The 23,340-nt window shown below is 41.9% G+C and carries 24 protein-coding genes; 3 read left to right on the forward strand and 21 right to left on the reverse strand.

Annotated elements, in window-relative coordinates; genetic code table 11:
- The first annotated feature begins 94 nt into the window (after positions 1-94).
- Together panD and NV379_RS05430 are read left to right on the forward strand one after the other, a co-directional pair.
- The gene (panD, locus tag NV379_RS05425) at positions 95-493 is read left to right on the forward strand and encodes an aspartate 1-decarboxylase (RefSeq protein WP_258206275.1); all 399 of its coding nucleotides are present in this window, start codon (positions 95-97) and stop codon (positions 491-493) included.
- Positions 490-1,230 (forward strand): YheC/YheD family protein, encoded by a 741-nt coding sequence (locus NV379_RS05430; RefSeq protein WP_258206276.1) that lies wholly within the window; start codon positions 490-492, stop codon positions 1,228-1,230. Before panD ends, NV379_RS05430 begins: the two co-directional genes overlap by 4 nt.
- Before the next feature lie 35 nt (positions 1,231-1,265).
- Here the strand turns inward: NV379_RS05430 and NV379_RS05435 are convergent, their stop codons facing one another.
- The 3 genes from NV379_RS05435 to NV379_RS05445 form a co-directional block, all read right to left on the reverse strand.
- The gene (locus tag NV379_RS05435) at positions 1,266-2,231 is read right to left on the reverse strand and encodes a 2,3-diaminopropionate biosynthesis protein SbnB (protein ID WP_258206277.1); all 966 of its coding nucleotides are present in this window, start codon (positions 2,229-2,231) and stop codon (positions 1,266-1,268) included.
- A 24-nt stretch (positions 2,232-2,255) separates the two neighbouring features.
- Complete coding sequence (sbnA, locus tag NV379_RS05440) at positions 2,256-3,227, reverse strand: 2,3-diaminopropionate biosynthesis protein SbnA (protein WP_258206278.1); 972 nt, start codon at positions 3,225-3,227, stop codon at positions 2,256-2,258.
- 71 nt (positions 3,228-3,298) lie between these two features.
- A complete protein-coding gene (locus tag NV379_RS05445; protein WP_258206279.1) occupies positions 3,299-4,504 on the reverse strand; it encodes a phenylacetate--CoA ligase family protein in 1,206 nt (401 codons plus the stop codon).
- Positions 4,505-4,644: 140 nt separating this feature from the next.
- Here NV379_RS05445 and NV379_RS05450 point away from each other — a divergent pair, with 140 nt between their 5' ends.
- A complete protein-coding gene (locus NV379_RS05450) occupies positions 4,645-5,427 on the forward strand; it encodes a YheC/YheD family protein (RefSeq protein ID WP_258206280.1) in 783 nt (260 codons plus the stop codon).
- A gap of 62 nt (positions 5,428-5,489) precedes the next feature.
- Here the strand turns inward: NV379_RS05450 and NV379_RS05455 are convergent, their stop codons facing one another.
- The 18 genes from NV379_RS05455 to NV379_RS05540 all read right to left on the reverse strand — a co-directional run bounded on the left by NV379_RS05455 (position 5,490) and on the right by NV379_RS05540 (position 23,319).
- A complete protein-coding gene (locus NV379_RS05455) occupies positions 5,490-6,002 on the reverse strand; it encodes a DoxX family protein (protein ID WP_258206281.1) in 513 nt (170 codons plus the stop codon).
- Between the two features lie 161 nt (positions 6,003-6,163).
- Positions 6,164-7,162, reverse strand: coding sequence for a hypothetical protein (locus NV379_RS05460; RefSeq protein WP_258206282.1), 999 nt, complete (start codon positions 7,160-7,162; stop codon positions 6,164-6,166).
- Positions 7,149-7,697 (reverse strand): hypothetical protein, encoded by a 549-nt coding sequence (locus tag NV379_RS05465; protein WP_258206283.1) that lies wholly within the window; start codon positions 7,695-7,697, stop codon positions 7,149-7,151. Before NV379_RS05465 ends, NV379_RS05460 begins: the two co-directional genes overlap by 14 nt.
- A gap of 6 nt (positions 7,698-7,703) precedes the next feature.
- The gene (locus NV379_RS05470) at positions 7,704-8,096 is read right to left on the reverse strand and encodes a hypothetical protein (RefSeq protein WP_258206284.1); all 393 of its coding nucleotides are present in this window, start codon (positions 8,094-8,096) and stop codon (positions 7,704-7,706) included.
- 18 nt (positions 8,097-8,114) lie between these two features.
- Positions 8,115-8,597: an ABC transporter permease gene (locus NV379_RS05475; RefSeq protein WP_258206285.1), complete on the reverse strand. Its 483-nt coding sequence runs from the start codon at positions 8,595-8,597 to the stop codon at positions 8,115-8,117.
- A 21-nt stretch (positions 8,598-8,618) separates the two neighbouring features.
- Complete coding sequence (locus tag NV379_RS05480) at positions 8,619-10,721, reverse strand: hypothetical protein (protein WP_258206286.1); 2,103 nt, start codon at positions 10,719-10,721, stop codon at positions 8,619-8,621.
- The gene (locus tag NV379_RS05485; protein WP_258206709.1) at positions 10,711-12,576 is read right to left on the reverse strand and encodes a P-loop NTPase family protein; all 1,866 of its coding nucleotides are present in this window, start codon (positions 12,574-12,576) and stop codon (positions 10,711-10,713) included. The genes NV379_RS05480 and NV379_RS05485 overlap by 11 nt, the downstream gene beginning before the upstream one ends.
- Before the next feature lie 26 nt (positions 12,577-12,602).
- A complete protein-coding gene (locus NV379_RS05490; RefSeq protein ID WP_258206287.1) occupies positions 12,603-13,439 on the reverse strand; it encodes a chromosome partitioning protein ParA in 837 nt (278 codons plus the stop codon).
- Positions 13,439-14,161 carry a hypothetical protein gene (locus tag NV379_RS05495; RefSeq protein ID WP_258206288.1) on the reverse strand — a complete coding sequence of 241 codons (723 nt, stop codon included), beginning with the start codon at positions 14,159-14,161 and terminating at the stop codon, positions 13,439-13,441. Before NV379_RS05495 ends, NV379_RS05490 begins: the two co-directional genes overlap by 1 nt.
- 18 nt (positions 14,162-14,179) lie before the next feature.
- Positions 14,180-15,283 (reverse strand): SAF domain-containing protein, encoded by a 1,104-nt coding sequence (locus tag NV379_RS05500; protein WP_258206289.1) that lies wholly within the window; start codon positions 15,281-15,283, stop codon positions 14,180-14,182.
- A 158-nt stretch (positions 15,284-15,441) separates the two neighbouring features.
- Positions 15,442-15,894, reverse strand: coding sequence for a YlbF/YmcA family competence regulator (locus NV379_RS05505; RefSeq protein WP_258206290.1), 453 nt, complete (start codon positions 15,892-15,894; stop codon positions 15,442-15,444).
- Positions 15,895-15,924: 30 nt separating this feature from the next.
- On the reverse strand, positions 15,925-17,406 hold the full coding sequence (gene miaB, locus NV379_RS05510; RefSeq protein WP_258206291.1) for a tRNA (N6-isopentenyl adenosine(37)-C2)-methylthiotransferase MiaB: 1,482 nt from the start codon (positions 17,404-17,406) through the stop codon (positions 15,925-15,927).
- 182 nt (positions 17,407-17,588) lie between these two features.
- Positions 17,589-18,167 (reverse strand): phosphate propanoyltransferase, encoded by a 579-nt coding sequence (pduL, locus tag NV379_RS05515; protein WP_258206292.1) that lies wholly within the window; start codon positions 18,165-18,167, stop codon positions 17,589-17,591.
- Positions 18,168-18,319: 152 nt separating this feature from the next.
- Complete coding sequence (locus NV379_RS05520) at positions 18,320-19,186, reverse strand: 2-oxoacid:ferredoxin oxidoreductase subunit beta (protein ID WP_258206293.1); 867 nt, start codon at positions 19,184-19,186, stop codon at positions 18,320-18,322.
- Positions 19,187-19,188: 2 nt separating this feature from the next.
- Positions 19,189-20,922 carry a 2-oxoacid:acceptor oxidoreductase subunit alpha gene (locus NV379_RS05525; RefSeq protein ID WP_258206294.1) on the reverse strand — a complete coding sequence of 578 codons (1,734 nt, stop codon included), beginning with the start codon at positions 20,920-20,922 and terminating at the stop codon, positions 19,189-19,191.
- Positions 20,923-21,124: 202 nt separating this feature from the next.
- A complete protein-coding gene (locus NV379_RS05530) occupies positions 21,125-22,087 on the reverse strand; it encodes a dipeptidase (RefSeq protein ID WP_308860249.1) in 963 nt (320 codons plus the stop codon).
- 100 nt (positions 22,088-22,187) lie between these two features.
- Positions 22,188-22,448, reverse strand: a complete 261-nt coding sequence (locus NV379_RS05535) for a stage V sporulation protein S (RefSeq protein WP_005550495.1) — start codon at positions 22,446-22,448, stop codon at positions 22,188-22,190.
- A 76-nt stretch (positions 22,449-22,524) separates the two neighbouring features.
- Complete coding sequence (locus NV379_RS05540; protein ID WP_258206710.1) at positions 22,525-23,319, reverse strand: TIGR00282 family metallophosphoesterase; 795 nt, start codon at positions 23,317-23,319, stop codon at positions 22,525-22,527.
- Positions 23,320-23,340: the final 21 nt, after the last annotated feature.

The following is a 23,340-nucleotide window of genomic DNA, read 5'->3' on the forward strand; positions in this document are numbered from 1 at the left end:
CCTCTTTGCCTAGAACAAGGGATACTTCCTCTTCATATATTGTTGCGAATAAGCCGTTTTCGTTAACAATATATAAGGGAGGCATTACCTTCGAATGCACCGTTTAATGTGTAAAGGGAAAATTCATAGAGCGACCGTCACACAAGCGGATTTAAATTATGTAGGATCCATTACAATTGATCGCGCTTTAATGCAAGAAGCCAATATTCTCCCATATGAAATGGTTCAGGTTACTTCACTACGCAATGCGACACGGTGGAAAACATATGCGATTCCAGCGCCACTTGGTTCAGGTAGAATATGTTTGAATGGCCCACCTGCACATCTATTTGATCCTGGTGATATTGTAATCATCCTCAGCTTAGGACTTTTCTCTGATGAAGAAGCAGTGCAATTAAGACCTCGTGTTGTTTTTGTCGATGAGCAGAATCAGATTACACGTGTGGAAGAGCATGATCTTGTCATCATTGAGCAGGAGGGGACTTCACCATGAGTAATGGAACTTGGAGTAAGTGGAGTAAACATCAAGTCCTACTTCGATCACCGTATGTTTCCAATCATTTACCTGATACGTGTCAATTCTCACAAGAAAATTTCCATGAAATGCTCAGTAAGCACCCGCAAATTATCTTAAAACCTTCAGCCAAAAGTGGTGGTATAGGGGTTATTCTAGTATCCAATTTGCATAATGGTAGTTTTCGAATTCATCGTGGTAGAAACATTCAATTCGTAAAAGGGGCAGATCATGTATTCAACATGTTGAAACCTGGTATTCAGATTCCTTATCTGATTCAATCTAGAATCAACCTTGCGGAAATTGGTAAGCGCCCTTATGATCTTCGTGTCATGGTCCAAAGACATACGCACAGCTCCGAATGGGTCGTAACCGGTAAGCTTGCTAAGATTGCAGGACCTGGTTTCATTATTACAAATACTGCCCGAAGCAGAGGTCGTGTCGCTTCCTTCTCCGAAGCAACACGTTTATCCAAAGTGCTCAATGGTCGTGCAATGCCTGTCATGCATGCGAGCGTCAATGAACTTTCCATCAAGATAGCAAAACAGCTGAGCACGGGTTACCCGAATCAGCGTATCATGGGGATCGATATTGGAATCGATAAAAATGGTACAATTTGGATTATTGAAGTGAACTTCACCCCAAGTACAGGCTTGTTCTTAAAGCTCAAGGATAAATCAGCTTATCAACGTATCATGCAGTACAAAAAGGGATAACGCATCAATCGCGTTATCCCTTTCTTTTGTCAAAATTAAAGTCGTGTACCTTTATTCTCAGCAACTGCACGCTGCCAATAGTAATGACCCACTGCAATATCAAATACTGCCATGCCCATAGGACTGAACAGTACCGTATCTTCCGGCTTCAAATCTTTAAACCCATCATGACAAACAATATCGATTAAGTTTGACGTGTCCGACTTTTGCAATCCTTTTTCAAGAGAGAGCCGCTCAATATCGGTATTCTCCCGACATACTTCCTCCCAATCATCTACAACAATTCGATCAACCTGCATAATGGCATCTGCTTCATAATCACGTAAAGACACGTGCAGAAGCAGCATGCCTGCTCTTGGTTTCTGATTGATATATCGCTTAGGTGCTGCTGTACATGTGATAACTACATCCGATTCTGCATAGACTTCCTCCCACGACTTTGCTACACTTACTTGAACGTTATAAACAGATTGTTCCTGGGTGACATCCACACCCCGAAGATCATGTATCATTACATGCGATACCGCCTCACCATAAGCCTCTAAACACATCTGAAGATGACTGCGTCCTATCGGTCCCCAACCTATAATTCCTATTCGTACAGACTGTGTTGGACGATTCGCTAGGCCATAATGTTTCAAGAACATACCACTTACAGCAGCTGTCCGAAGCACACTTAGGAGTGGTGTATTAATAATGGCTTGAGGCACACCTGTATCTGCTTCGTTCAATACAACAATACTATGTGCGCGTGGAAGACCATTGTGGATATTATCAGGAAAGCTAGCCACCCATTTCAACCCAGCCTGATGCACAGTTCCACCTACATACGCTGGCATTGCGATAATTCGATTAGTTGGATTCCCGTAGCGTAAGAACGGCTTTATCGGTTGAGCATACTTGCCTTGATCCATAGAATGCAGCGTATCCTCCATCACTTGGAACAAAGCTTGCCAGTCCACACCTAGCAGTTCCAAGTCTTTTTCCCCTAAATAATGCACATCGCTCCCCCTCCCATTGTTGAACTAAAAACTTGCACCCTCTATTTGACCAAAATGTGTTTTTATCCAAGATTCATCATAGATCGTATCCATATAACGCTCTCCACGATCAGGCAGAATCGCTGCACAAACAGCTCCATTCTCAATGTGTCGAGCATACTGCGAAATAGCTGCAATAACAGTGCCTGAAGAACCCCCAGCAAGTATCGATTCCTTACGTAACAATTGATAACAACCCTGAACACTATCACGATCATACACATGGACATAATCATGAACTGCCAGTTGTTCACTCAATGCAGGTTTGATTCCTGCACCAATACCTGGCAAAAGCCGTTTGCATTTTTCCTGATCAAAAATAACACTCCCAACTGCATCCACAGCAATCACTTTAGTTGTTAAGTGATGCGCATTCACATAATCCAGACAACCCCTAATCGTTCCGCACGTAGATACTGCACAGAACAAATAGTCGACCCGCCCCAATGTCTGCACAATTTCATGCATCGTATATTGGCTATGTGCAAGTGGATTCGATTTATTCGCATATTGATTCGGCCAGTAGGCATCAGGGATGCTATTTCGAATTTCCTGTACACGTGCAATACGAGCAGGTAGAAATTCACCTGTTACGGAATCTGGCTCAGACACAAGATCCACTTCTGCCCCATACGTACGTAGAATTCGAATGTTCTGTTCAGTGGTACGGGGATCAATGACACATATAAAGCGCAAACCTAGAAAAGCACAGATTTGCGCAAGAGAGATTCCTAAATTTCCAGAAGAAGACTCGACGATTGTTGCCCCAGGCTTAATTAAGCCTTCTTCATAAGCTGTTCTTAACATTTGTCGTGCAGAACGATCCTTAGAACTCCCCCCAGGATTCAACCCCTCAAGCTTGGCATATAACTCGTAATGCTTACCGTCGAACAATTTATTCAGTTTAACAAGTGGCGTATTTCCAATCGTTCCTAGTATGCCGTTTTCCCAGTCCATCTAGATCATCCTTCTTTTTCAAAAGAATTCATACTGGGATATTGTATTAATGCATTTGACTAGTTGTGTGTTCATTCATCTTGGGTGTAATAAAGCTTTTTACTTTTTACTGTACCTGAGAGCATCGTCCCATCATGTTCTACTGGGATGACCTGAATACCACCGATTAATCCGCCTCGAATCATCGATCCAATCTCAGGGATAACTTGTGCAAGTTCTTGCTCAATGACAGCAATCTGCTCGTCGAACATCGTGGATGATTGAATATACACGACCAAGACATTATTCTGAACCTGAACTCGCAATCTACCGTCCCCGATATGTCGATAGACGACTTCCTCAATATCATACAGACTGATTTTTTCACCATGCTTCAATTCCTTACCCACCCGCTTCACAATTGCTGAGAACGTCATTTGCGGTACGCCATCAATGACTCTTTCACGTAGGTCACGAACAACATCGTATGTCACATAGCGTATGGCTGGAAAATAGTCTCGGCACAGCGAAGTCACGACGAGTATGGACTCATCCGGTTGTAGTTGTTCTTCCATGTCTATATCCTTGGGTTGGATACCTTCCACCCTAATGTTTTCTGCTAATCTGTAACAGCCATCTGCATGGGAATAATAAGCCATCGTCCCGACCTCTATACAACCATACGTATCCATAATCGAATCCGGTGTAATTCCCAGTTCGCTTGCTGCGCGGATTTGCCATGCACGAGACGCAATTTCACCGACAAGAATAACTTTTTTAATGCCAAATTTCTTCGGATCAGGTGCATGTAAAAGAATCGCCTCTAATAGCGAAGGCATTGTATATAACAGTTCCGGACGGAACGACTCAAGCTGTGTGATGTGCTCCCCAACAGGGAGCTCGAATGAAATCGACATACACTCAAACCCTAGATGTGTAAACACATCGATTGCTGTACGAGCTGCATGTCCTGTTCCCATATCTGCTAAAGCCCGCTTTAAATTATCCCCCTGCACAAAGTCCGCATAAACCTTCGATTTCACTTGAAGATAATGTAGTTCATCTTGCTCGGAATATACAATACGTTTACGAGCTTTCCCGCTTGTGCCAGATGTTTGATACAAGTGGAGCCCTTCTAGAACCTCTGCCTGATAATAATGTTGATCCAAGATATCTGCTGTCATAAGTGGCAGCTCATTTATCTCCTGAATTTCACGGTTACTTATCATATTATTATACCAAGAAAAGCGCTGCTTCGTTCCCTTAATTTTTTGCTTCAAAATATCACCTGATAACATCGTGCTCCCTCCAATACTCACCGATTCGATATACTATATTATGTTCATGGTCAATAGGTAGTCACATAGTCACCTCCTCATTTGTCTACATACCTTAAAAGAAAGGCACATGTACAGAAAGTGAGGTCGATTTCTATAACATGAAGCGGAATTTTCGAAGTCATATTCCAAGCAAATGGAAGAAAACAAAAGCGCTTATTAAAGACGAATCCATTGCCGTCTACTCACCTCTTACACGTCTATATTCTCTACCTAATCTCAAGCAAATGCTAAATCAATTTGGCATGCTCTATATTAAGCCAGACACAGGTTCCAAGGGTATGAATGTAATGAGAATACAACGGATTAAACGCAATCGACATGTGCAATTGCATCATGATGACCAAAGCTTCACTTTCAAATCGATTAAAGATGCTGATAATTATTTAAAGCGATTCACGAGTAAGCGTACTTACTTGATTCAACAAGGTATCCGCATGCTGCGCAATCAGAATCGCCCCTTCGACTTTCGAGTCATGGTCCAGAAGAATAGCGATCATGATTGGGAACTAAGTGGAATATGCGGGCGGCTAGCCATGCCTAATCGTGTAGTGACAAATGGGAGTCAAGGTGCAACAATCCATACATTTAGAGAACTGATGCTGCCCCATCTCAAGAGAAGACAAGTGAAGGTATATCGACGTGAACTCGTTGATCTAGGAATGGCTATTGCCTATCAAATGGAAGACAATTTCCCTGATGTATGGGAAGTCGGGATCGACATTGGTATCGATCAGCAACTTGCCCCTTGGATATTCGAAGTGAACACACGTCCCGAGTACATCCCGTTCACTAAACTAAAAAACTTATCCATGTATCGTCGCATGAAGAGGAATGCTCGTTATGCCATGTCACTCGGATACAAGCGATATAATGTTCCATAAATAGATCTATAAAGAAAACACCTTCCACCAGCATTTTTGCTGCCATGGAAGGTGTTTAACATTTAAGCGTCTACTTTTACTTTATTATTAAGTTTAAACCATTTTTTCACATAAGGCATGATGTAGTAATCCACACCATATCGACCTGCATTAGCACTTCCGAGTAGTATGATGATGCCAAACAAGATCATCCATGGATTCGTCGATACGGTTCCGGCAAAGAGGAACATGAAGTTCATCATGAGTCCGAAGAATGTAGCAATTGCTGTTAAACCACCTACAATTAATCCAAGACCTACTAATAACTCCCCAACTGGGATAAGAATATTAATGACTTTCACATTCGGTAATGCAAAGTGTTCCAAGAACGCGGTAAAGTTGGGATAGACGAGCTCACTTGTCGCTTTATCCATAATAGGGTTTGTGATCGCATTCTTCAAGAATCCAGCTGCGTTAAACGCCTTATCACCGAACAGTTTACCAACACCACCCATGAACCATAAGTACCCCACGTATAAGCGGATAATCGTCAGTAATCCTGCAGCAACCCGATTTGTTCTTAACCATCTCGTCATTGTAACCACTCCTATGTGTATGATCTTTATCACACCTTTATTGTAATAAATTTCACATAGGTCAGATGTGAGAAATGTCACTCAATTATGAAATTTAGAGCAATAAAAATGGCAATCTTGTGAATAAAATCACAGGACTGCCGAATTAATAAATGCATAAATTAATTGCTACAACTTAGCTGTCGATACCCCGCCTTAGCAGCTGCTTGTCCACTACCGAAAGTCTCCATATAATCGTATTCCAATTGTGTAAACTTTCCTTGGCAATCTTTTCTGAAAAAGAACTTCACGCCGTTTGAACGCTTAATAGCAGCTTGATAGGCGGGTTTCTTAAGCACCCGACTTCCGCCAAGCGCATAATTGTTATACGTACTCTTTCCTATCGGAATCCCCTGGACGAAAGCCATAATACCGACATCATCAATCGTATTGTTCCATTCTTCTTGACTAATCGTTGGCAAAGTAAAGGTGTAAGCAGCACCATTTCTTTTTGCGACAACATTGGCATGATTCATATACTGCGATAGTTCAGCTTGAATACTATTCACGATCGTAATACGTCGTACTTGTTCGAACGTACTTGCATTTTGCAGTAATGCAATAGCGGGCATTAAGGACTTTATATCCCTTACATATCCTTCTCTCCATTCATTTTTACCTTTGTCATAGGCGGTTACATAATCATCGAGTGTAAATGAGAGCGAATTGCCCTGCTCATCTTGATACGCATACAACTTCTTCTCCGACCATACTTCTTTCACTTCAGGTTCACCCTTGGCATTACGATATTCTTCCTTCGACAGAATGTAGTAACCATCATAACCAATGACAACAACAACTGGAATAAAGCTGCGCAATACACCTTGACTGGCAGGATCATCTGCTACATCGAAGTTTGTATATAACGTATGGTAAAAAGCTTGCATACCCTGCTGCAAGTTCGTTCGTACTCGTTTTCCTGATTCATAACCCGACTCCAACGATTGTTTCTCATTCATGATTAACGCAAATGCACCATCATCAACCGCAGCATTTATCGCCGCATCATATCTTACTTTCAGATGCGTAATCTTACGCTGATCCTTCACGTTTATCTGATTGACCACCATGAACGGGAAAATGATAAACACGAAGAAGAGAACAAACTTAATAATCTTCATTGCGTACCATACCCCCATATGGGATCATGATCTTCGCACGTGCAGTATTGTCATTGTTAATAAAATCCCACATGACGGATGCTTGTGTCCGATTCGTGTTCAATAAGTTCACTTTGAAGTAATCACCAGTCGAGAGCTTGTACATTCGCCGTTTGTCATCTAGGGGGTAATTCTCATTAGGGAAAAGTTTAACCATGATCTGATCCGTAAAAAATTGATCATAGTCCACATTCGTATCATTCTGAAACGTACCCGGAAGCAAAGGATCCGTGTAGACCGGATTATACCGCTTATGATCATGCTGCATTTGAATATTGAACGTATTTCCCGTTGCATGAACCGCTTTCGAGAAGTCGTTGTACATGGTTGGAGTAATATACCCCTTATCCCTAACAGCGTCAACAAACTCTCGAACAGCAGTTATCGCCACTAAGCTAGAGATATCATCTTGTTTCTCAAACGTGTCTGCAAGTGGATATACGAAGAGCAGCAACAGCGCAATTAATAATGCAAAAACTTTAGATAAAGCATTCAATCCTCTTCACCTCGGGGTAGATTCATAATCGATGCGGATGAGTTCTCCCTTGGGACCACGCACTCTTTTGCTTACGTATTGCTTGCTACGATTAATCTTAGATAGATCAGCATGTTCGATCTTGATCGTCTTCGGATACAAGTGTCCGTCAACTTGAATATCCACTTGTAACTCTTCGATATGATAAATGCTCTGTAAGACCACACTGCTGTTAACTGTATACACATCCGACGGATTGAGCGTAGCTGCTACGTTGTGATCTAGTGTCTTTCCAGTAATGTAAGTTGTCTGAATCGACTTCTGAACAAACTGTACTTGATAAAGTGCAACCGTTAATGCTCCAATGAACACAACGGTTGCGAAGGCTTGCCATAGCATGGGTTTTAGGTTGGTATTCATGTTGATTAATCCTATTTTTTATGAAGTTTGCTGCTCAAAAATAATACCACGAATCACATTGCTCTTATCGCGTATAATCTTCGATTTAAACTTACCGCTAGGATTTACATATTGAGCAGATTTCTCATCATTGACGACATTTATATCTTTTATTACCGTAACTTTTTCGCCAACAATATTTCCATAATCATCACCTACTAAGGTCACTTCATTTTTATACCAACTACCATCAGTATTCTTACCTGTTTTTATTTGAATACCAAACTGTTCTTTGCTATTATACTTCCTCAGAGCATTCGTCACTTGATTACCCGAAATCACCGTATTGTCATACACCGTATAAGCTGTCTGCGATAGTTCCGTCTGAATATCCGAAAAGTTATTCTGTGCTGTCTTCGTTGCTTCTTGAGCGGAAATAAACAATACAACCCCAATTGTAATTAATGCGATTGCAAGGAATATCCCCGCCGCCATTACTAGTGCTTTCTGAGCATTACCCATCTTTCATCAATCTCCTTATTCTCATGAAATTTTATTAACCTGATCGTAATACACTGACATTTGATTAAAGCTCATTGCGACAAGCGGAATAACCAAGTACAAGAACACCAAGGCGTAAAGTGGCATGAATCCGATCATCTTGCCCCAGCTTGCCTTCGTATCAATCATCCGTTCATACTCTTGCTTGCGCTGCTCTTGGTAGAAGTTCCTTTCACTTTCCAAGTCATCGAATGCCTGGCGGATTGGAATTTTCTCTACGGCAAGCTGGAATTTCTCCACTGTTCTTGCAAAAGGAATGAATGGTGCATCTTCCTTCAGCTGCTGTAAAGCTGCATCTGCACCTGCTTCGTAATGAAGCAAACAATTGTGCAGGGGTTCTTTGAATACAGAAGCGAATCGTTCCATCGACTCCAGAATCGTTTCTACCGAAACCCGTTCCATCTCGCAAAATATCGCAATGACCGTATGGAATTGATCCACTTCATTTTTCATTTCCATAGCTAGCATTTTCTTTTGGAAGTAGAGCAGCCACATCGGGGCATAATACCCGATCCAGCCCATGAATAAAGCAATCAACACTTCCCACCATTTGAGGTATTCCGCATTTAACGCATTCATCTTGGTTACGATTCGATTAATCGCCTGATTGATCTGCACTTCATTATTTATCGGACCCGTAACATTAGTCTTCGATTCCTTCACAAGCTGCGATACTTGAGTGCGAGGATCACCGACTTGACCCTTTACTTCCTCCATAATTCGCTGGTCATACTGAGCGACTGACTTCGCCTCTTCATCTTCTTTCTCATTTAACTTGCCGAATATAACACCAGACTGAGAACCCGCTTGTACAATATTCGATTTAGCAAGTACATGCATCGAACCAAACAAAATAAGGACCATCACAAAGCTTGCGATGCCTAATGTAATTCGTCTAATAACCAGATACTCTAGCGTCAGTGGAGAGTTCGCTTCCTTCAGGAGCTGTTTGCATTTCTCATACTCTCTGGAGCTTCGCTGTGGCGTAAACCGCTCGGCAATCCATTTCATCGGTCGAATACGCTCTACGTACTGCTCCCAGATCTTCTTTTTCGTGGCTCGGACAAAGTTCTTTTCCGTGTTTTCCTGCATTTTGCGAAGCAAGATATAAGCGATTGCGATAATAACGAATATCAATATCTTAGTCATTAATCCAAATTTCCCGTTATAAAACTCCTCCATAGCCGGGAAATTGTTGCGCGCCCATATTTCAATAGGCGTTGTGAATAACACAGGGGCAATCGCAATTGCAGTTAATCCTTTTAACAAATAATTGAGCTTTTCGCGTTTCAGAATCTCAATCTTCAGTTCGTTCGTAAGCCGTGTAAGACCGTTTAAGAATAAGGAACCACTTGCAATCTTTTTATCTCCATACTCCGAAATCAGATAAGCAATGCTTGCAAACATTTTGAGAAATCGATTCGGTGCAACCTCATAATAGCCTTCAAGCTTCTGTTCCGGATTGTGAGCAGTTAATATTTCATAAATCTCTTTGCCATGAATCGCAGCTTCATAAGATGCTGTCTCTGACGCCTCATAAATGGATTCATCCACCATCCCATGATGTTGATAGTGATGTCTCACATCACCAATCAAATGCACCAACTGCTGTAGCAAGCGATCATCAATGCGATTGATAAAGGCATCGATAAGTATGCTGTTGAGGATAACCGTTCCGAGCAAGACCATCGCGATGAATGAAATACTCTGATTGAATAACAGCAATATCCCCACAATAGCAACCATTATACTTATACATATAATAGAGATCTTCATCGTCTGCCTGCGCAGCATGTACTCATCATAAGTGTGAATATGCGCTATGCGTCTACGAATTTTAAGTACATACCGATTGAGCAAGGGAATTTTTAATACAGTCACATAGCTGCGTTGCAACCACGTATTGAGCCATTGCTTCGTACTACTTCCTTGTGTCGGAGCAATTAGAGTTTGTGCGCGTCGCCATGAATCATAGGAACCTTGCTTGATTTGCCTTCGTTCGATCACCTTGAGGATAATAAGAATAAGGAAGAACAAGAAGATACACACACCGATGAGCAGCAGCAATATGTCTTTAACTGGCATCGTGCTCCCCCCAATGCTCTCCTACGAAGGCTTGGAATGCTTCTGCATCCGCCAATGACATCAACTCACGCATTTCGCGCTTGCTTCGCTCCGAGATCGGATGCTTCGTCACATACTTCCCATCCTCAAATTCAATAATGTTACGCGATTGGAACTGCTGGCGATCTGTGGAGCGTTTGAAATATTCCGTCATCGTCACCATAAAATGATCCAACTTCTCAGGCAACGCTGCTTCTTGTTTAAACTCCATTGGATACGGTGCGTCTTGATCAATCGGCACACATTCTGTGATTCGTTCAACATATCGTTTACCGTCAAAATCTCTTTTTAAATGAATATCGAAGTTAATAACACTGATGACTTGCTGTTCTGCTAATGTCTCGTTGTTAAACATTCCCGTCTTTAGTAGAGAGTTCCTTAGCGAGAACACCAAATCCTTAAACGTCTTCGCATGATGCGTGAATAACGTAAACAAGCTGGCAACCTGCGCCATCTGGACCATCCAAGCTGCAACAGGATCTGTCGCAACCTCACCGAGAATATTCACAGTTCCATCTGTCTTCTTCTGCACATCCAGTCCGTCCTGACCCGAAATCGTATCTGTCTCACGGAAACTTAAGATATTGCGTTCTTTGTATATTTTTCGCAAATGAAGTTCGAACGCAACTTCCTGCACCCGAATGTTGTACTTCGCACTAATATACGTAATCATCGCCATAAGGAAGGTCGTCTTTCCACTTCCTTGCGCCCCTGTAATGGCAGTAATTCGGCAGCCCTTCACCAAATATTTCACCAAGGAAATAATTAATTCCGCACCCTCATCTTTCACCAACTGTTCCAGAGTTGCATTCGGAATATCAAACTTCCGGACGAAGAACGCCCATGATTCTGCAAATCGAGGACGGACAACAACGACACGTGAACCGTCCTTCATTTCGTTAATCTTAAATCCATTCGACTCTGACAACTGCCCAGGTGCATTGTACTTATAGATGTTCTGACACACACGCTTGAGCTCCATCTCCGAGCCGAATGATAAGAACGCCAGATGGACCGATTTTCCTTTATAAAATAACCATACGCTGTCATGCGTCTGTGGAATCTTATGATTCATCTGTTTCGTATACATCTCAAATTCGGTTGTCTGCGTACTAAACGAACTTGGAATACCAGATACACCACCTGACACCCCGTCAATATTCATATCTCGAATATCATCAATAACCGAGAATCCCTTATAGTTCTGATAAATCCGCTGTACAATGATGTTCATTTTGTCTTCAAACGTTAAGTGCCTATGTACAGACCTATAGATCTTCTCAATCTCCTGACTCGTCACAACGTAGGATTCCGTCTCCCCATTCTCAATGAGCCATTTCGGTTTCACCAGATCATGCTTTTCTAGAAATACACTGAGTGCATCGAACTGATGTTTTTTCTTGTAAATATGTAACATGATCTCGAACTGGTCTTGAATCGTTAATTGTTCACGATTGTCAAACGGCATCACTTGCTCGATGTTCGTCTCATTCAGACCATAGGAATGCTGAAGTAAATCATAAATAAACGCCTTCACATACGTCTTTGCATTCAGATCACCATAACTGCATGTTTTGAGTGCTGTTTTCAATTCAAAGCGTTTATTCTTCCGGCGTATAAATTCCTCTTCAGACAATCCTAAGTCATATAAATTACTGCTCGTGATCTCACTTAACATCAATTTCACATTATTTGTCATGACATCGATCTTAAATTTATTCACATCTACCCTTGACTTTGGTGGTGTTCGATGATTTCCACTTAACTTTAGCCAGATCAATAATGCAGCCATACCGATCATGATCGCTATACCCATGAAGTTAATCCAATACGATGACACGTTTATCCCTGCCCTTCACTTAAGAGATCAGTATCTACTCCTAGACGGGATAACGTACCTCTCGCGAATCGTTGTACTTCATTAATAAAAAAGTAGTTCGGATGCCCTTTTTTCACATGCCGGTTCCGAACGAAGAAATCAAGCACTTGCTGATCATTCCACGCATCTAAGAATTCTGCACAATGCGGCACCGTATAGATTGGCTGCTTGTATTTAAAGCGTCTAGCGATATTGTTTACTGTATATTTCGAATGACGATCGTATTGCCCTAAGACAAGAACAAAGGGAACCTTCTCTAAGATTGGATGTCCCTCTCTCATGGCAAAGAATCGTTCCAACACATGAATGTTCTGATTCAGATTCACAACAATGAGATCCGATTCGAGCATCACTTGCTCGGTTAATGGATTCGTCAAGTCACTGTTTACATCGATCCAGATGTGATCATATTGCAGCTTGGCACTTCCCGTAATCTTCGGCATGATGTCCAGCATCATCTCATCGAATGCTTGTTGCTTCTTATGTGGTCCGACTAATAGATCCAATCGATCCTTCAATATTGGCAAAGTGTAATCTTTCATATTGTCAGCGGTTAATAGATTGCTTCGAGCGAGTCTCACCAAAGCTTCTATTCCCGTATTCGTAACATCCAGCAGATGTACATGCTCTTCAGCTTGCTGGTTCACGAATGCTGCTTCGAGCGTAGACCACCTGCCGCTTGTATGTGCGATCAAATTTGTCGTCATGTACTCAAGACCCGCGATTGTAGACAGCGCTATCAGATTTCCGGTTGTCGCTGCTTGTCCAGGGGCCATTCCCCAGCATGCAATTTGACCCATTAATGTCTCCCCTTCTTTATCCGTTTGAACGCAGACTTCATCTCTGCATAGGTCATTCCACTAATTTCCGTTGTCACATCAATTAATGTTCTCTGGTACGCTTTGGACAGTCGATTCAATCGCAAGCGATTGTGGTTCTGATTGTCGATACGCGATGCATAGTCCAATTCGTCGAATTCAATTTCGTAAAATTCACCTGACCAAGCAATAGGGTGGTGCCCTAACATTTTTTCAAAATATTCCGTATTTATCTGACAATCCACTGTATCTTTAATGATCGGAATAAATGGGGTATAACCCGACTGTTTGGGTAACACCGATTGTAAAATTTCCTCATTCACATGAATACAGCTCTTTTCATAATTCGTCACGTAGACACGCTCTGTATAATCTTGAATCGATATTCCTTCAAAAAATTCACGATGATTCGTATCGATCAAGATCGTATCAAATCCCGCTTCCGCAAGCAGAAGACCATCGAAGCGAACATGTTCCAAATAAGTTCTAACTTCAGCCCCGGTCTTCAACCCATACGAAACGTAAAAACCTTCATACTCGGTCATATCTCCATCCCCATCTATTCGAGGAACACTATACTTTAATTTCTGCTCAGTCGTGGCATCAATGAGTAATACCTTCTTACCCGCAGCAGCCAGTAGCGCTGAACTGTATAGGAGCAAGTCTGACTTCTCACATGCCCCTACAAACAAAATTTGCCTCATCACTTTCTCCTGCCTCACTTACGGATTCAATCGACTAGTATCCGATTCATTCATAATGGTTTCTTGCCTTTCTTGGCTATCTTGCACACCAACTGGACCTGGACTAAGCGGTAATCCTTCTCTCGCATTTCCACCTTGATTGGAAGGCGCTGTTTCTAAGCGAGATTGATTGGGCTTCGGGTTCTGATTTTGACTTGGATCTGAGCCTTGATTTGGATTTTGAGTTTGAGACTGTGATTGGGTTTGCACTTGATTCTGTGCCTGGGTCTCATGCTGCGCACGTCCTGACAATACGCGTGATTTTTGCGCTTCATCCATTTCACTCAAATCTTTCTCTAACTTCTGTCTCATGCGCTTCACAAGTTCATCCTTCGCACGCTCAAGCACATTCGGATCCGTTCTTAATAACTCAAGTACTTTCAAATTAGCCGGGTAATTCGTTATTGCAGCTTCCTGCATATATGGATCTACGTAACTTAACGCATAAATCTTTCCCCCTTGCAGATAAGCATCCACAATAGCACTGGAGAAGTTCAATATCTCAACTTCATTCATGTCATACCAGACGGTGTTAAGCGCAAGATCTTTCACTTTTTTCTTGGAAAGTACGATATAATCCTGACCTGTTGGAAAATTGATCCGAACATCCACGAAATCGTCTTTTTTGAGCTTACTTGGTAGGGTAATTACATTGAACTCTTGCGATCTAATATCTCGTTTAACGGGTCCTTCTTCAAAGAGCATCGGGGCTATAATTGGAGTTCGATCACTTACACTAATCTTAAGTACTTTACCTACTGCCAAATCGTTACTTGCAATTGCATTCACAGGTGCATGCTGCTCATCGACTTCAAGAATCGTTACATCTTCACTTGTCAGCGTCGTCCCAGCAGGTAGCTCTTTATTTGCAATAACAACACTTTGTTTCACGGCAGCCTTTTGCTGCTGCGCCAACTCTGCTGCCTTGATCTTCTTCTCATACTCATCTTGCAGTCGCTTTGTTTCCTTCGCATTGTCCAACCAGTTATAGGTGACAACTCCTGCCCCTACTAGCCCCATTGAAAGCGCACCTATCATCCCCGCTACAATTAAATTCTTCGTTCTTTGCCGTATGACTGACACAAACTTGATTCCCCTCTCTGCTTATAAAAAAAGAAACAAAAAAGCACGCATAAACCCCTGTTAGGTAGGTTTAAGCGTGCTTCGCTTTAATGGTAAATTATGTTTGATTTTCATTTACGTACTTAATCATACTGGAATCCCCACAAACTGTCAAACGATTATTCACCGCAATTAGTTGGTGGTGTTGCTTCACCAGATTCAACATCAATCTTATCGGAAATCGAATCACGAATCACATTAATAACAAGCTGTAGTAAGAAATTAATATCTTGTTGGGACTGTTGGAATTCACTTACAAGTGGAATACTATCCAATTCATCTTGAAGGCTATCAATTTCGCCTTCAATTTTCTCAACCATCGATACGTTTTGGAACGTCTCGAATGCTACGATTTCTTTTTGCTTTTTCTTAATTGCCGAGATTAGCGTTTGGATTCCTTCATTCGTAGAAATTTGTTTTTCCGCTTGTTGGAAGAACTTCACTTCTTGTGAAGTTGTAATCAGATCAGCAAGCTCTCTTGCTTTTACCAGAATATCCTCACGAACAATACTCTCTGTAACCGTGAACGTTTCAATTGTTTTACACGAAGACATCTCAATTTTTCTAGCCATTACTAAACACTCTCCCTGTTCATCCATCAATTATACCGTTTTTTGAAGCGGTGCTTCGACTAATTCTCCTCTTAAGAACCAAGTCTTCGCATCCGTAACTTGTAAATATACAATCTTACCAACTAACTCTCTACTGCCTGTAAAATGGATAAGCTTGTTCGTTCGTGTCCGCGCAGACAGTACGTTAACATCATTCTTGCTCTCACCTTCAACAAGAACTTCCATAACTTGCCCAATTAATGCTTCATTACTATCTCTACTAAATGCTGCAATCACTTCGTTCAAACGCTGTAATCGAGCCTTCTTCACTTCAACTGAAACATTATCTTCCATAGCTGCTGCAGGTGTTCCTTCACGCGGTGAATAGATGAATGTAAAAGCGAAGTCGAATCCAACTTCTTGTACAAGACTCATCGTCTCTTCGAACTGTTCGTCCGTCTCACCTGGGAATCCTACAATAATGTCCGTGCTTAACACCACATCCGGGATAACTGCCTTAATCTTGGACACAAGCTCTAAGTAACGCTCGCGTGTATATTTACGGCTCATCTTCTTTAAGATCTCCGTGCTGCCGGATTGGACGGGTAGATGAATATGCTCCATCAAGTTGCCCCTCTTGCCCAACACTTCAATCAGATGATCGTCAAAATCACGTGGGTGCGACGTCATGAAACGTACGCGCGGCACATCAATTTTGCGAATATCATCCATCAGATCTCCGAACAAATATTCAATATCTTCAAAGTCTTTACCATATGCGTTCACATTCTGACCAAGCAAAGTGATCTCTTTAAACCCAAGACGCGCCAGGTCACGTACCTCTGCAAGTACATCTTCAGGTCTACGACTGCGTTCTTTACCACGTGTATATGGCACGATGCAGTATGTACAGAACTTATCACATCCATACATGATATTCACCCATGCACGCATGCCTTCACGCTTCTTCGGCATATTCTCCACAATGTCGCCTTCTTTGGACCATACTTCAACGACCATTTCCTTGGAGAAATACGCTTCTTTCAGTAAAGACGGCAAGCGATGAATATTATGTGTACCAAAAATAATGTCTACAAACGAATGCTTCTGCAATATACGATTAACAACGGATTCTTCTTGAGACATGCAACCACATACACCTAGAATTAATCCTGGCTTCTGCAATTTAAGTGTCTTCAAATGTCCAAGCTCACCGAACACTTTGTCTTCCGCATTCTCACGAATTGCGCACGTATTAAGCAAGATCACATCCGCTTCTTTACGATCTTCCGTGCTTCGGTAGCCCATTGCTTCGAGCATACCTTTCATCGTTTCCGTATCATGCTCATTCATTTGACATCCATACGTTTGAATTAAGTAATGCTTGCCTATGCCTATCTCTTTATCCACATCTGGAATCTCAAAGTCATAATGAACCTTAATATCTTCTTTCCCACGTTTCTTCGCATCCGTTAGAGAAGGTGGTTGAAAATATTTAGAAAAATCCTTATCGGACTTTGGCTTTTGAGACACGCACCATTCCTCCTTTGTCACTTCAGAACGTACTCATAACTATCATTATACCATCTGATTAGGCTCGTTTTCAAAAGAAATCAGATAATATTGTGGCATAAAAAAGAACGGATCAGCATGGACATGTCAGTAGTAACTACTAACACGATCCAGCCAACCCGTCTTATTCATTTATCCACTTATTAACCGATAATTTCAGCCATATCGCCAGTTCTTACTCCAGCAGCATTGCCTTCATCTGTATCGATATGCATATCAAGTGCGAATTGATCAGATACACGTGCGATCACATCTTCAAATACGAGTGGACGAAGACCGTTCAAACGTACTTTCAAGATTTGTTGGTCTTTAATGCCCCATTTTTCAGCATCGCTTGTGTGGAAGTGAATGTGACGAGCTGCCACGATTACACCTTTGTCCATTTCAACTTCACCAGCTGGACCTACTAGTTTAATTCCAGGTGTGCCTTCGATTTTACCAGATTCACGAACAGGCGCTTGAACGCCTACTTTCATCGTGTCTGTCATCGCAATTTCAAGCTGAGACTCTTTACGAGCTGGTCCTAGAATTCTTACTTTATCAAAAGAACCTTTTGGTCCAACAACAGCTACAGTTTCTTGTGCCGCGTATTGACCCGGTTGAGAAAGATCTTTCATTGGAGTTAGTTGATAGCCTTGTCCAAACAATTGATCAATGTGTGCTTGGGAAAGGTGAAGGTGTCGTGCAGAGATACCAACAGGTACTTGTTTAGTTGTAGTCATAGTTGTCCCATCCTTATCTTTGTATAATCGAATAATTCAAGTATGGAGTCTTACCTCCTTTTCTATTCTAAACAAATTTACATCTAAAGTAAACCAAAGCTCATTAAACACAAAAAGCGTGTGGAATGATCCACACACTTCTGTGCCATACTTTATACGAACTCAGCAACGAGTTTTTGGAAGTCAGCTTCGGAAATTTTAAGGTCTTGCTTCGCAAGTCCTTCTTCCTTGAAGTTCGGAACGGAAGCATCATAGCTAGCACGCTCTTTGTTTTGATAGATAATACCTGTAAGCATACCGTTAGTTTCCATCAACTTGGACATCGCCATTGCACGGTTGCTAGAATCATAATCAGGAATACTTTCTAGATCAACAACGTTCTCTTTGAACCAGTCGTAAGTGTTCACTTTGTTGAACGTTACGCATGGGCTGAATACGTTGATCATAGAGAACCCTTTATGTTTCATACCTTCTTCAATTACAGCTGTAAGCTGCTTGAGGTTGGATGAGAACGATTGTGCTACGAACGTTGCACCTGCAGCAAGTGCCATTTCAAGCGGAGCTAATGCTTGCTCGATCGTACCTGCTGGAGCACCTTTCGTCTTGAACCCTTCCGCACTACGCGGAGAAGGTTGACCTTTTGTCAAACCGTAAATTTGGTTATCCATTACGATGTACGTCATATCGATGTTACGACGAATCGCATGAACCGTATGACCCATACCGATTGCAAAACCATCACCATCTCCACCAGAAGCAATTACAGTAAGCTCGCGGTTAGCCATTTTCAGACCTTGTGCGATTGGCAATGAACGACCGTGCACACCGTGAAGACCATATGCATTAATATAACCAGAGATACGACCAGAGCAACCAATACCAGATACAACTGCAAGACCTTCAGGCTCTAAACCTACGTTTGCTGCTGCTCTTTGAATTGCCGCTTGAACGGAGAAATCTCCACAACCTGGGCACCAGTTCGGTTTTACATTATTACGGAAGTCTTTTAAAGTTGCCATAATTACTTCAACTCCTTACAAGCTTGGTGAATATCGGATGGTAAGAATGGATTACCATTATATTTCAAAACATTCTTAATTTTATCTGCATAACCTGCGTTTAACTTGATTAAGTTAGCAAGTTGACCTGTCGCGTTATTTTCGACAACAACAACGGTTTGTGCTGCGTCTAGATAAGGTTTCAATTCTTCTGCAGGGAACGGGTGAAGCAAACGTACTGTTGCATGGTTAGTTGTAATACCATCAGCTGTTAGACGACCTCTTGCTTCGTCAATTGTACCACCTGTGGAACCCATACCAATGATAAGAAGTTCTGGCTTCTCGTGTGGAGCGTCCACAAGGATCGGGTTATTTACCTTCACATGCTTCATCTTCTCCATACGCTTATCCATCATCTTCTGACGGTTAACAGTGCTCTCAGAAGGACGACCCTCTTGATCATGCTCAACGCCTGTCACGTGGTGGATACCGTTCTTCATGCCTGGAATTACACGTGGAGAGATACCATCTTCTGTGAACTCATAACGTTTGAACAGCTTGTTCTCTTCATTCGCGGGTGCTTCAGTAATAAGTGCTCCACGATCAATTACAATTTTGTTGTAATCAAGCAATTCTGAAGATTGTTTACCCAAAGAAAGCTGCAAGTCTGTTACGACGATAACTGGGCATTGGAACTTCTCAGCCAAGTTAAATGCTTCGATCATATCATAGAAACATTCTTCAATCGTACTAGGCGCAAGAACGATCTTTGGAATCTCACCATGTGTACCATTGATCATAGCGTTGATATCGGATTGCTCTTGTTTTGTTGGAAGACCTGTACTTGGACCACCACGCTGCGTATCTACAATTACTAGCGGAGTTTCCGTCATACCTGCAAGACCGATAGCTTCCATCATTAGAGATAGACCAGGACCTGCTGAAGCTGTCATTGCACGTACACCACCGTAGTTAGCGCCGATTGCCATTGTTACAGCTGCGATCTCATCTTCTGTTTGAATCACTGTACCATTAAATTTAGGTAGAGCTTTGATCAAATATTCCATAATTTCAGACGCTGGTGTAATTGGGTATGCTGGCATGAAGCGACATCCCGCTGCTACAGCACCAAGTCCGATAGCATCATTACCGATAATGAATAGCTTTTGCTCACCATCAGCAGGCTCCAAACGGAACTCTTCTAGTGGACCACCAGCTAATTCTAGTACGAATTCTGCACCTTTGCGAACAGCTTCGATATTTTTCTCGATTACAGCTGCACCTTTACGGCCGTACTCTTCTTCAACCGCTTTGTTGAATACTTCAAGAGGCAATCCAAGAAGTGCCCATGATGCACCAGAAGCAGCCATGTTTTTAAATAGGGAAGTTCCTAGCTCTTCAGCAATTGCTGTAATTGGCACTGGGAACAATCTAGCATTAACGCCTTCCGGCAATGTTGGATTAAATTTCGCATCTGCAATTACAACGCCGCCTGCACAAAGCTCATGTGCATTCAAATCGATTGTTTCTTGGTCAAACGCTACTAGAATATTTAAGTCATCAGAAATCGAACGAATCGGTTTAGTGGAAATCCGAATCTTGTTGTTTGTATGGCCCCCCTTAATACGCGATGAGAAATGACGGTATCCATACAAGTAATACCCCAGTCTATTAAGTGACGTTGAAAAAATACGATCTGTACTTTCTACACCCTCACCTTGCTGACCACCGATCTTCCAAGACAACTGACTAATCACCTTACGTCCTCTCCTTTTAAAAAAGCAGCTATGTTTGATTGACATGACAGAAAACTTCAAAAACTAGATTTAATTTAGTTATTAAAATATTAAGAACATGTTTCAACTGAATTTTAGTGCTTCCACATGGAAAATGCAAGCATTTTCAACCATCTTATTAGATAGAGTTTTTAGATTGAAATGATCTAATTTCGAGATCGTTTCAATTCCTATCCTTTGGTAGATTTTTATGTAAATAACGCATCCAGTTTTTATGTAAAAAGCCTTCTACTTCCTCTTTTTGATACCTTTTGTAGAGTTCTTCCGCCAAATTCTGGTAATCACCTGCATTCAATAGCCCCGGAATAAATTGAGTGATCCCATCGAAGTCTGCACCGAAACCGATATGATTCACACCACCTAGAGCGCAAACATGATCAATATGTTTCAAAATATCTTTAATAGAGACCGTCTTCTCATTCGTCACAAAATACGGTACAAAATTAAGTCCCATGATACCATCTATACGGATAAGCTCCTGAATTTGATCATTCGTTAAATTCCGCTGGTGCTGACAAATTTGAATCGCATTTGAATGCGAAGCAAAGAACGGTTTCGTCGACGCCTCTGCAACATCCCAGAATGCCTTCTCCGATAAATGTGATACATCAATCATCATGCCCAGTTGGTTGCATTCCTTTACAAACTGTCTACCTAAAAGTGTAAGTCCACCCTTACGTGGTTCATTCGCTCCATCTGCCGCCCAGTTGGCATAATTCCAAGTTAGACCGATTGCTCGTACACCTAATCGATATACCGTGCGTAACAGCATAGGATCACCCATTAACGTGTCCGCGCCTTCAATTGTAAGTAGTGCCCCTCTCTTACTACTCGCCATCACAGCAGCTAAATCCTGCCCGCTACGTACAACATGAAATTCAGGGTGACTTGCCACCTGTTCGTAGAAGAGATCGATATATTGCAACATGTGGTGGAACTTGTGATTCGGCATCTCATCATCAATAAATATCGCAAATAGCTGCAGCTTCACATCCCCTTCTGCCAATAAAGGTGCGCTTGCTTGCATCTTGACTCTATCACTATCAAATCGTGTTTTGGGATCTAAGAAAAGTTTAAGTATTGCATCACAATGACCATCAATAATCATATGTATCCATCCTCTCATGAGTAAAATACAAAAAGAAAAGCCCTATTCTGGGCTTATTAACATCATACACCAAATTACGGTTTATTAGACATGCTCTTTATCATAAAGACTTGTTTGTTTAACGTGGTTCCACAATCAGTTTAATAGCCGTCCGATCTTCCCCATCGATCACAATATCTGTAAAAGCCGGTACACAGATTAAATCAACACCACTAGGCGCCACGAATCCTCTAGCAATCGCTACAGCTTTAATTGCTTGGTTAAGTGCCCCAGCGCCAATCGCTTGTAATTCAGCTGCTCCTCGCTCTCGCAACACGCCAGCTAATGCACCTGCAACAGAGTTTGGATTGGATTTTGCTGAAACTTTTAATACCTCCATGGAAAAGGACCTCCCCGAATAGGAATAAACTCCATTATCAAAACTTATTCCTCGGAAGGCACAATCATTCCATCTTCTACGCGAAAATAAATTCATCCTCATCATAACGAATCAATTGGGAGGACTCACACGCACCCGTCACATCATTAAAGTCAAATACAACAGCATGGAAATGCCATTTGCCTTCATCAACAACAAAGCGAACAGGTAGCTGTGTCTCGAATTTATACAACACTGCATTACGCTCCATTCCTAGAATACCATCACGCGGTCCAACCATCCCAACATCTGTTACATAACCTGTTCCTTGCGGCAAAATACGGTTATCGTTCGTCTGCACGTGCGTATGTGTCCCTACAACCGCTGAAGCACGACCATCTAAGTGCCAACCCATTGCAATTTTCTCAGAAGTTGCTTCTGCATGGAAATCAACAAATGCAAATTTGTATTGGCCTTTTTCATCTTCCAGAATTTCATCCACCTTACGGAACGGACAATCAATTGGAGGCAAGAACGTTCTACCTTGTAAATTGATTAGCAGAATGTCGCCTACTCTTGTCTTGATCTTCGTATATCCACGTCCTGGCGTCCCTGGAGGGAAATTCGCAGGACGAATCATTCGCTCTTCATCATCAATAAACTCAAAAATTTCTTTCTGATCCCAAGTATGATTTCCCATCGTTATTGCTTGAATGCCCATCGAATAGAAATCACGTGCAATAGCAGCCGTTATCCCACGACCTGCAGCTGCATTCTCACCATTGGCAATAAACACCGCATTCGGGTAACGATCTTTCAAACTCGGAACGACAGCTTTGAGTGCCTTACGTCCCACTGAACCTACTATATCTCCAATAAATACAACTTTAATAACCATTCACCCCTACATGTT

This window comes from Paenibacillus radicibacter (assembly GCF_024721995.1).
GTDB classification, from domain to species: Bacteria; Bacillota; Bacilli; order Paenibacillales; family NBRC-103111; genus Paenibacillus_AM; species Paenibacillus_AM radicibacter.

Excerpts from the sequence above, each read along its gene's own strand:
- panD (WP_258206275.1), top strand. The coding sequence starts at position 95 with ATGCACCGTTTAATGTGTAAAGGGAAAATTCATAGAGCGACCGTCACA.
- NV379_RS05430 (WP_258206276.1), top strand. The coding sequence starts at position 490 with ATGAGTAATGGAACTTGGAGTAAGTGGAGTAAACATCAAGTCCTACTT.
- sbnA (WP_258206278.1), bottom strand. The coding sequence starts at position 3,227 with ATGGACTGGGAAAACGGCATACTAGGAACGATTGGAAATACGCCACTT.
- NV379_RS05445 (WP_258206279.1), bottom strand. The coding sequence starts at position 4,504 with ATGTTATCAGGTGATATTTTGAAGCAAAAAATTAAGGGAACGAAGCAG.
- NV379_RS05450 (WP_258206280.1), top strand. The coding sequence starts at position 4,645 with ATGAAGCGGAATTTTCGAAGTCATATTCCAAGCAAATGGAAGAAAACA.
- NV379_RS05455 (WP_258206281.1), bottom strand. The coding sequence starts at position 6,002 with ATGACGAGATGGTTAAGAACAAATCGGGTTGCTGCAGGATTACTGACG.
- NV379_RS05460 (WP_258206282.1), bottom strand. The coding sequence starts at position 7,162 with ATGAAGATTATTAAGTTTGTTCTCTTCTTCGTGTTTATCATTTTCCCG.
- NV379_RS05470 (WP_258206284.1), bottom strand. The coding sequence starts at position 8,096 with ATGAATACCAACCTAAAACCCATGCTATGGCAAGCCTTCGCAACCGTT.
- NV379_RS05475 (WP_258206285.1), bottom strand. The coding sequence starts at position 8,597 with ATGGGTAATGCTCAGAAAGCACTAGTAATGGCGGCGGGGATATTCCTT.
- NV379_RS05480 (WP_258206286.1), bottom strand. The coding sequence starts at position 10,721 with ATGCCAGTTAAAGACATATTGCTGCTGCTCATCGGTGTGTGTATCTTC.
- NV379_RS05485 (WP_258206709.1), bottom strand. The coding sequence starts at position 12,576 with ATGGGTATAGCGATCATGATCGGTATGGCTGCATTATTGATCTGGCTA.
- NV379_RS05490 (WP_258206287.1), bottom strand. The coding sequence starts at position 13,439 with ATGGGTCAAATTGCATGCTGGGGAATGGCCCCTGGACAAGCAGCGACA.
- NV379_RS05495 (WP_258206288.1), bottom strand. The coding sequence starts at position 14,161 with ATGAGGCAAATTTTGTTTGTAGGGGCATGTGAGAAGTCAGACTTGCTC.
- NV379_RS05505 (WP_258206290.1), bottom strand. The coding sequence starts at position 15,894 with ATGGCTAGAAAAATTGAGATGTCTTCGTGTAAAACAATTGAAACGTTC.
- pduL (WP_258206292.1), bottom strand. The coding sequence starts at position 18,167 with ATGACTACAACTAAACAAGTACCTGTTGGTATCTCTGCACGACACCTT.
- NV379_RS05520 (WP_258206293.1), bottom strand. The coding sequence starts at position 19,186 with ATGGCAACTTTAAAAGACTTCCGTAATAATGTAAAACCGAACTGGTGC.
- NV379_RS05530 (WP_308860249.1), bottom strand. The coding sequence starts at position 22,087 with ATGAGAGGATGGATACATATGATTATTGATGGTCATTGTGATGCAATA.
- NV379_RS05535 (WP_005550495.1), bottom strand. The coding sequence starts at position 22,448 with ATGGAGGTATTAAAAGTTTCAGCAAAATCCAATCCAAACTCTGTTGCA.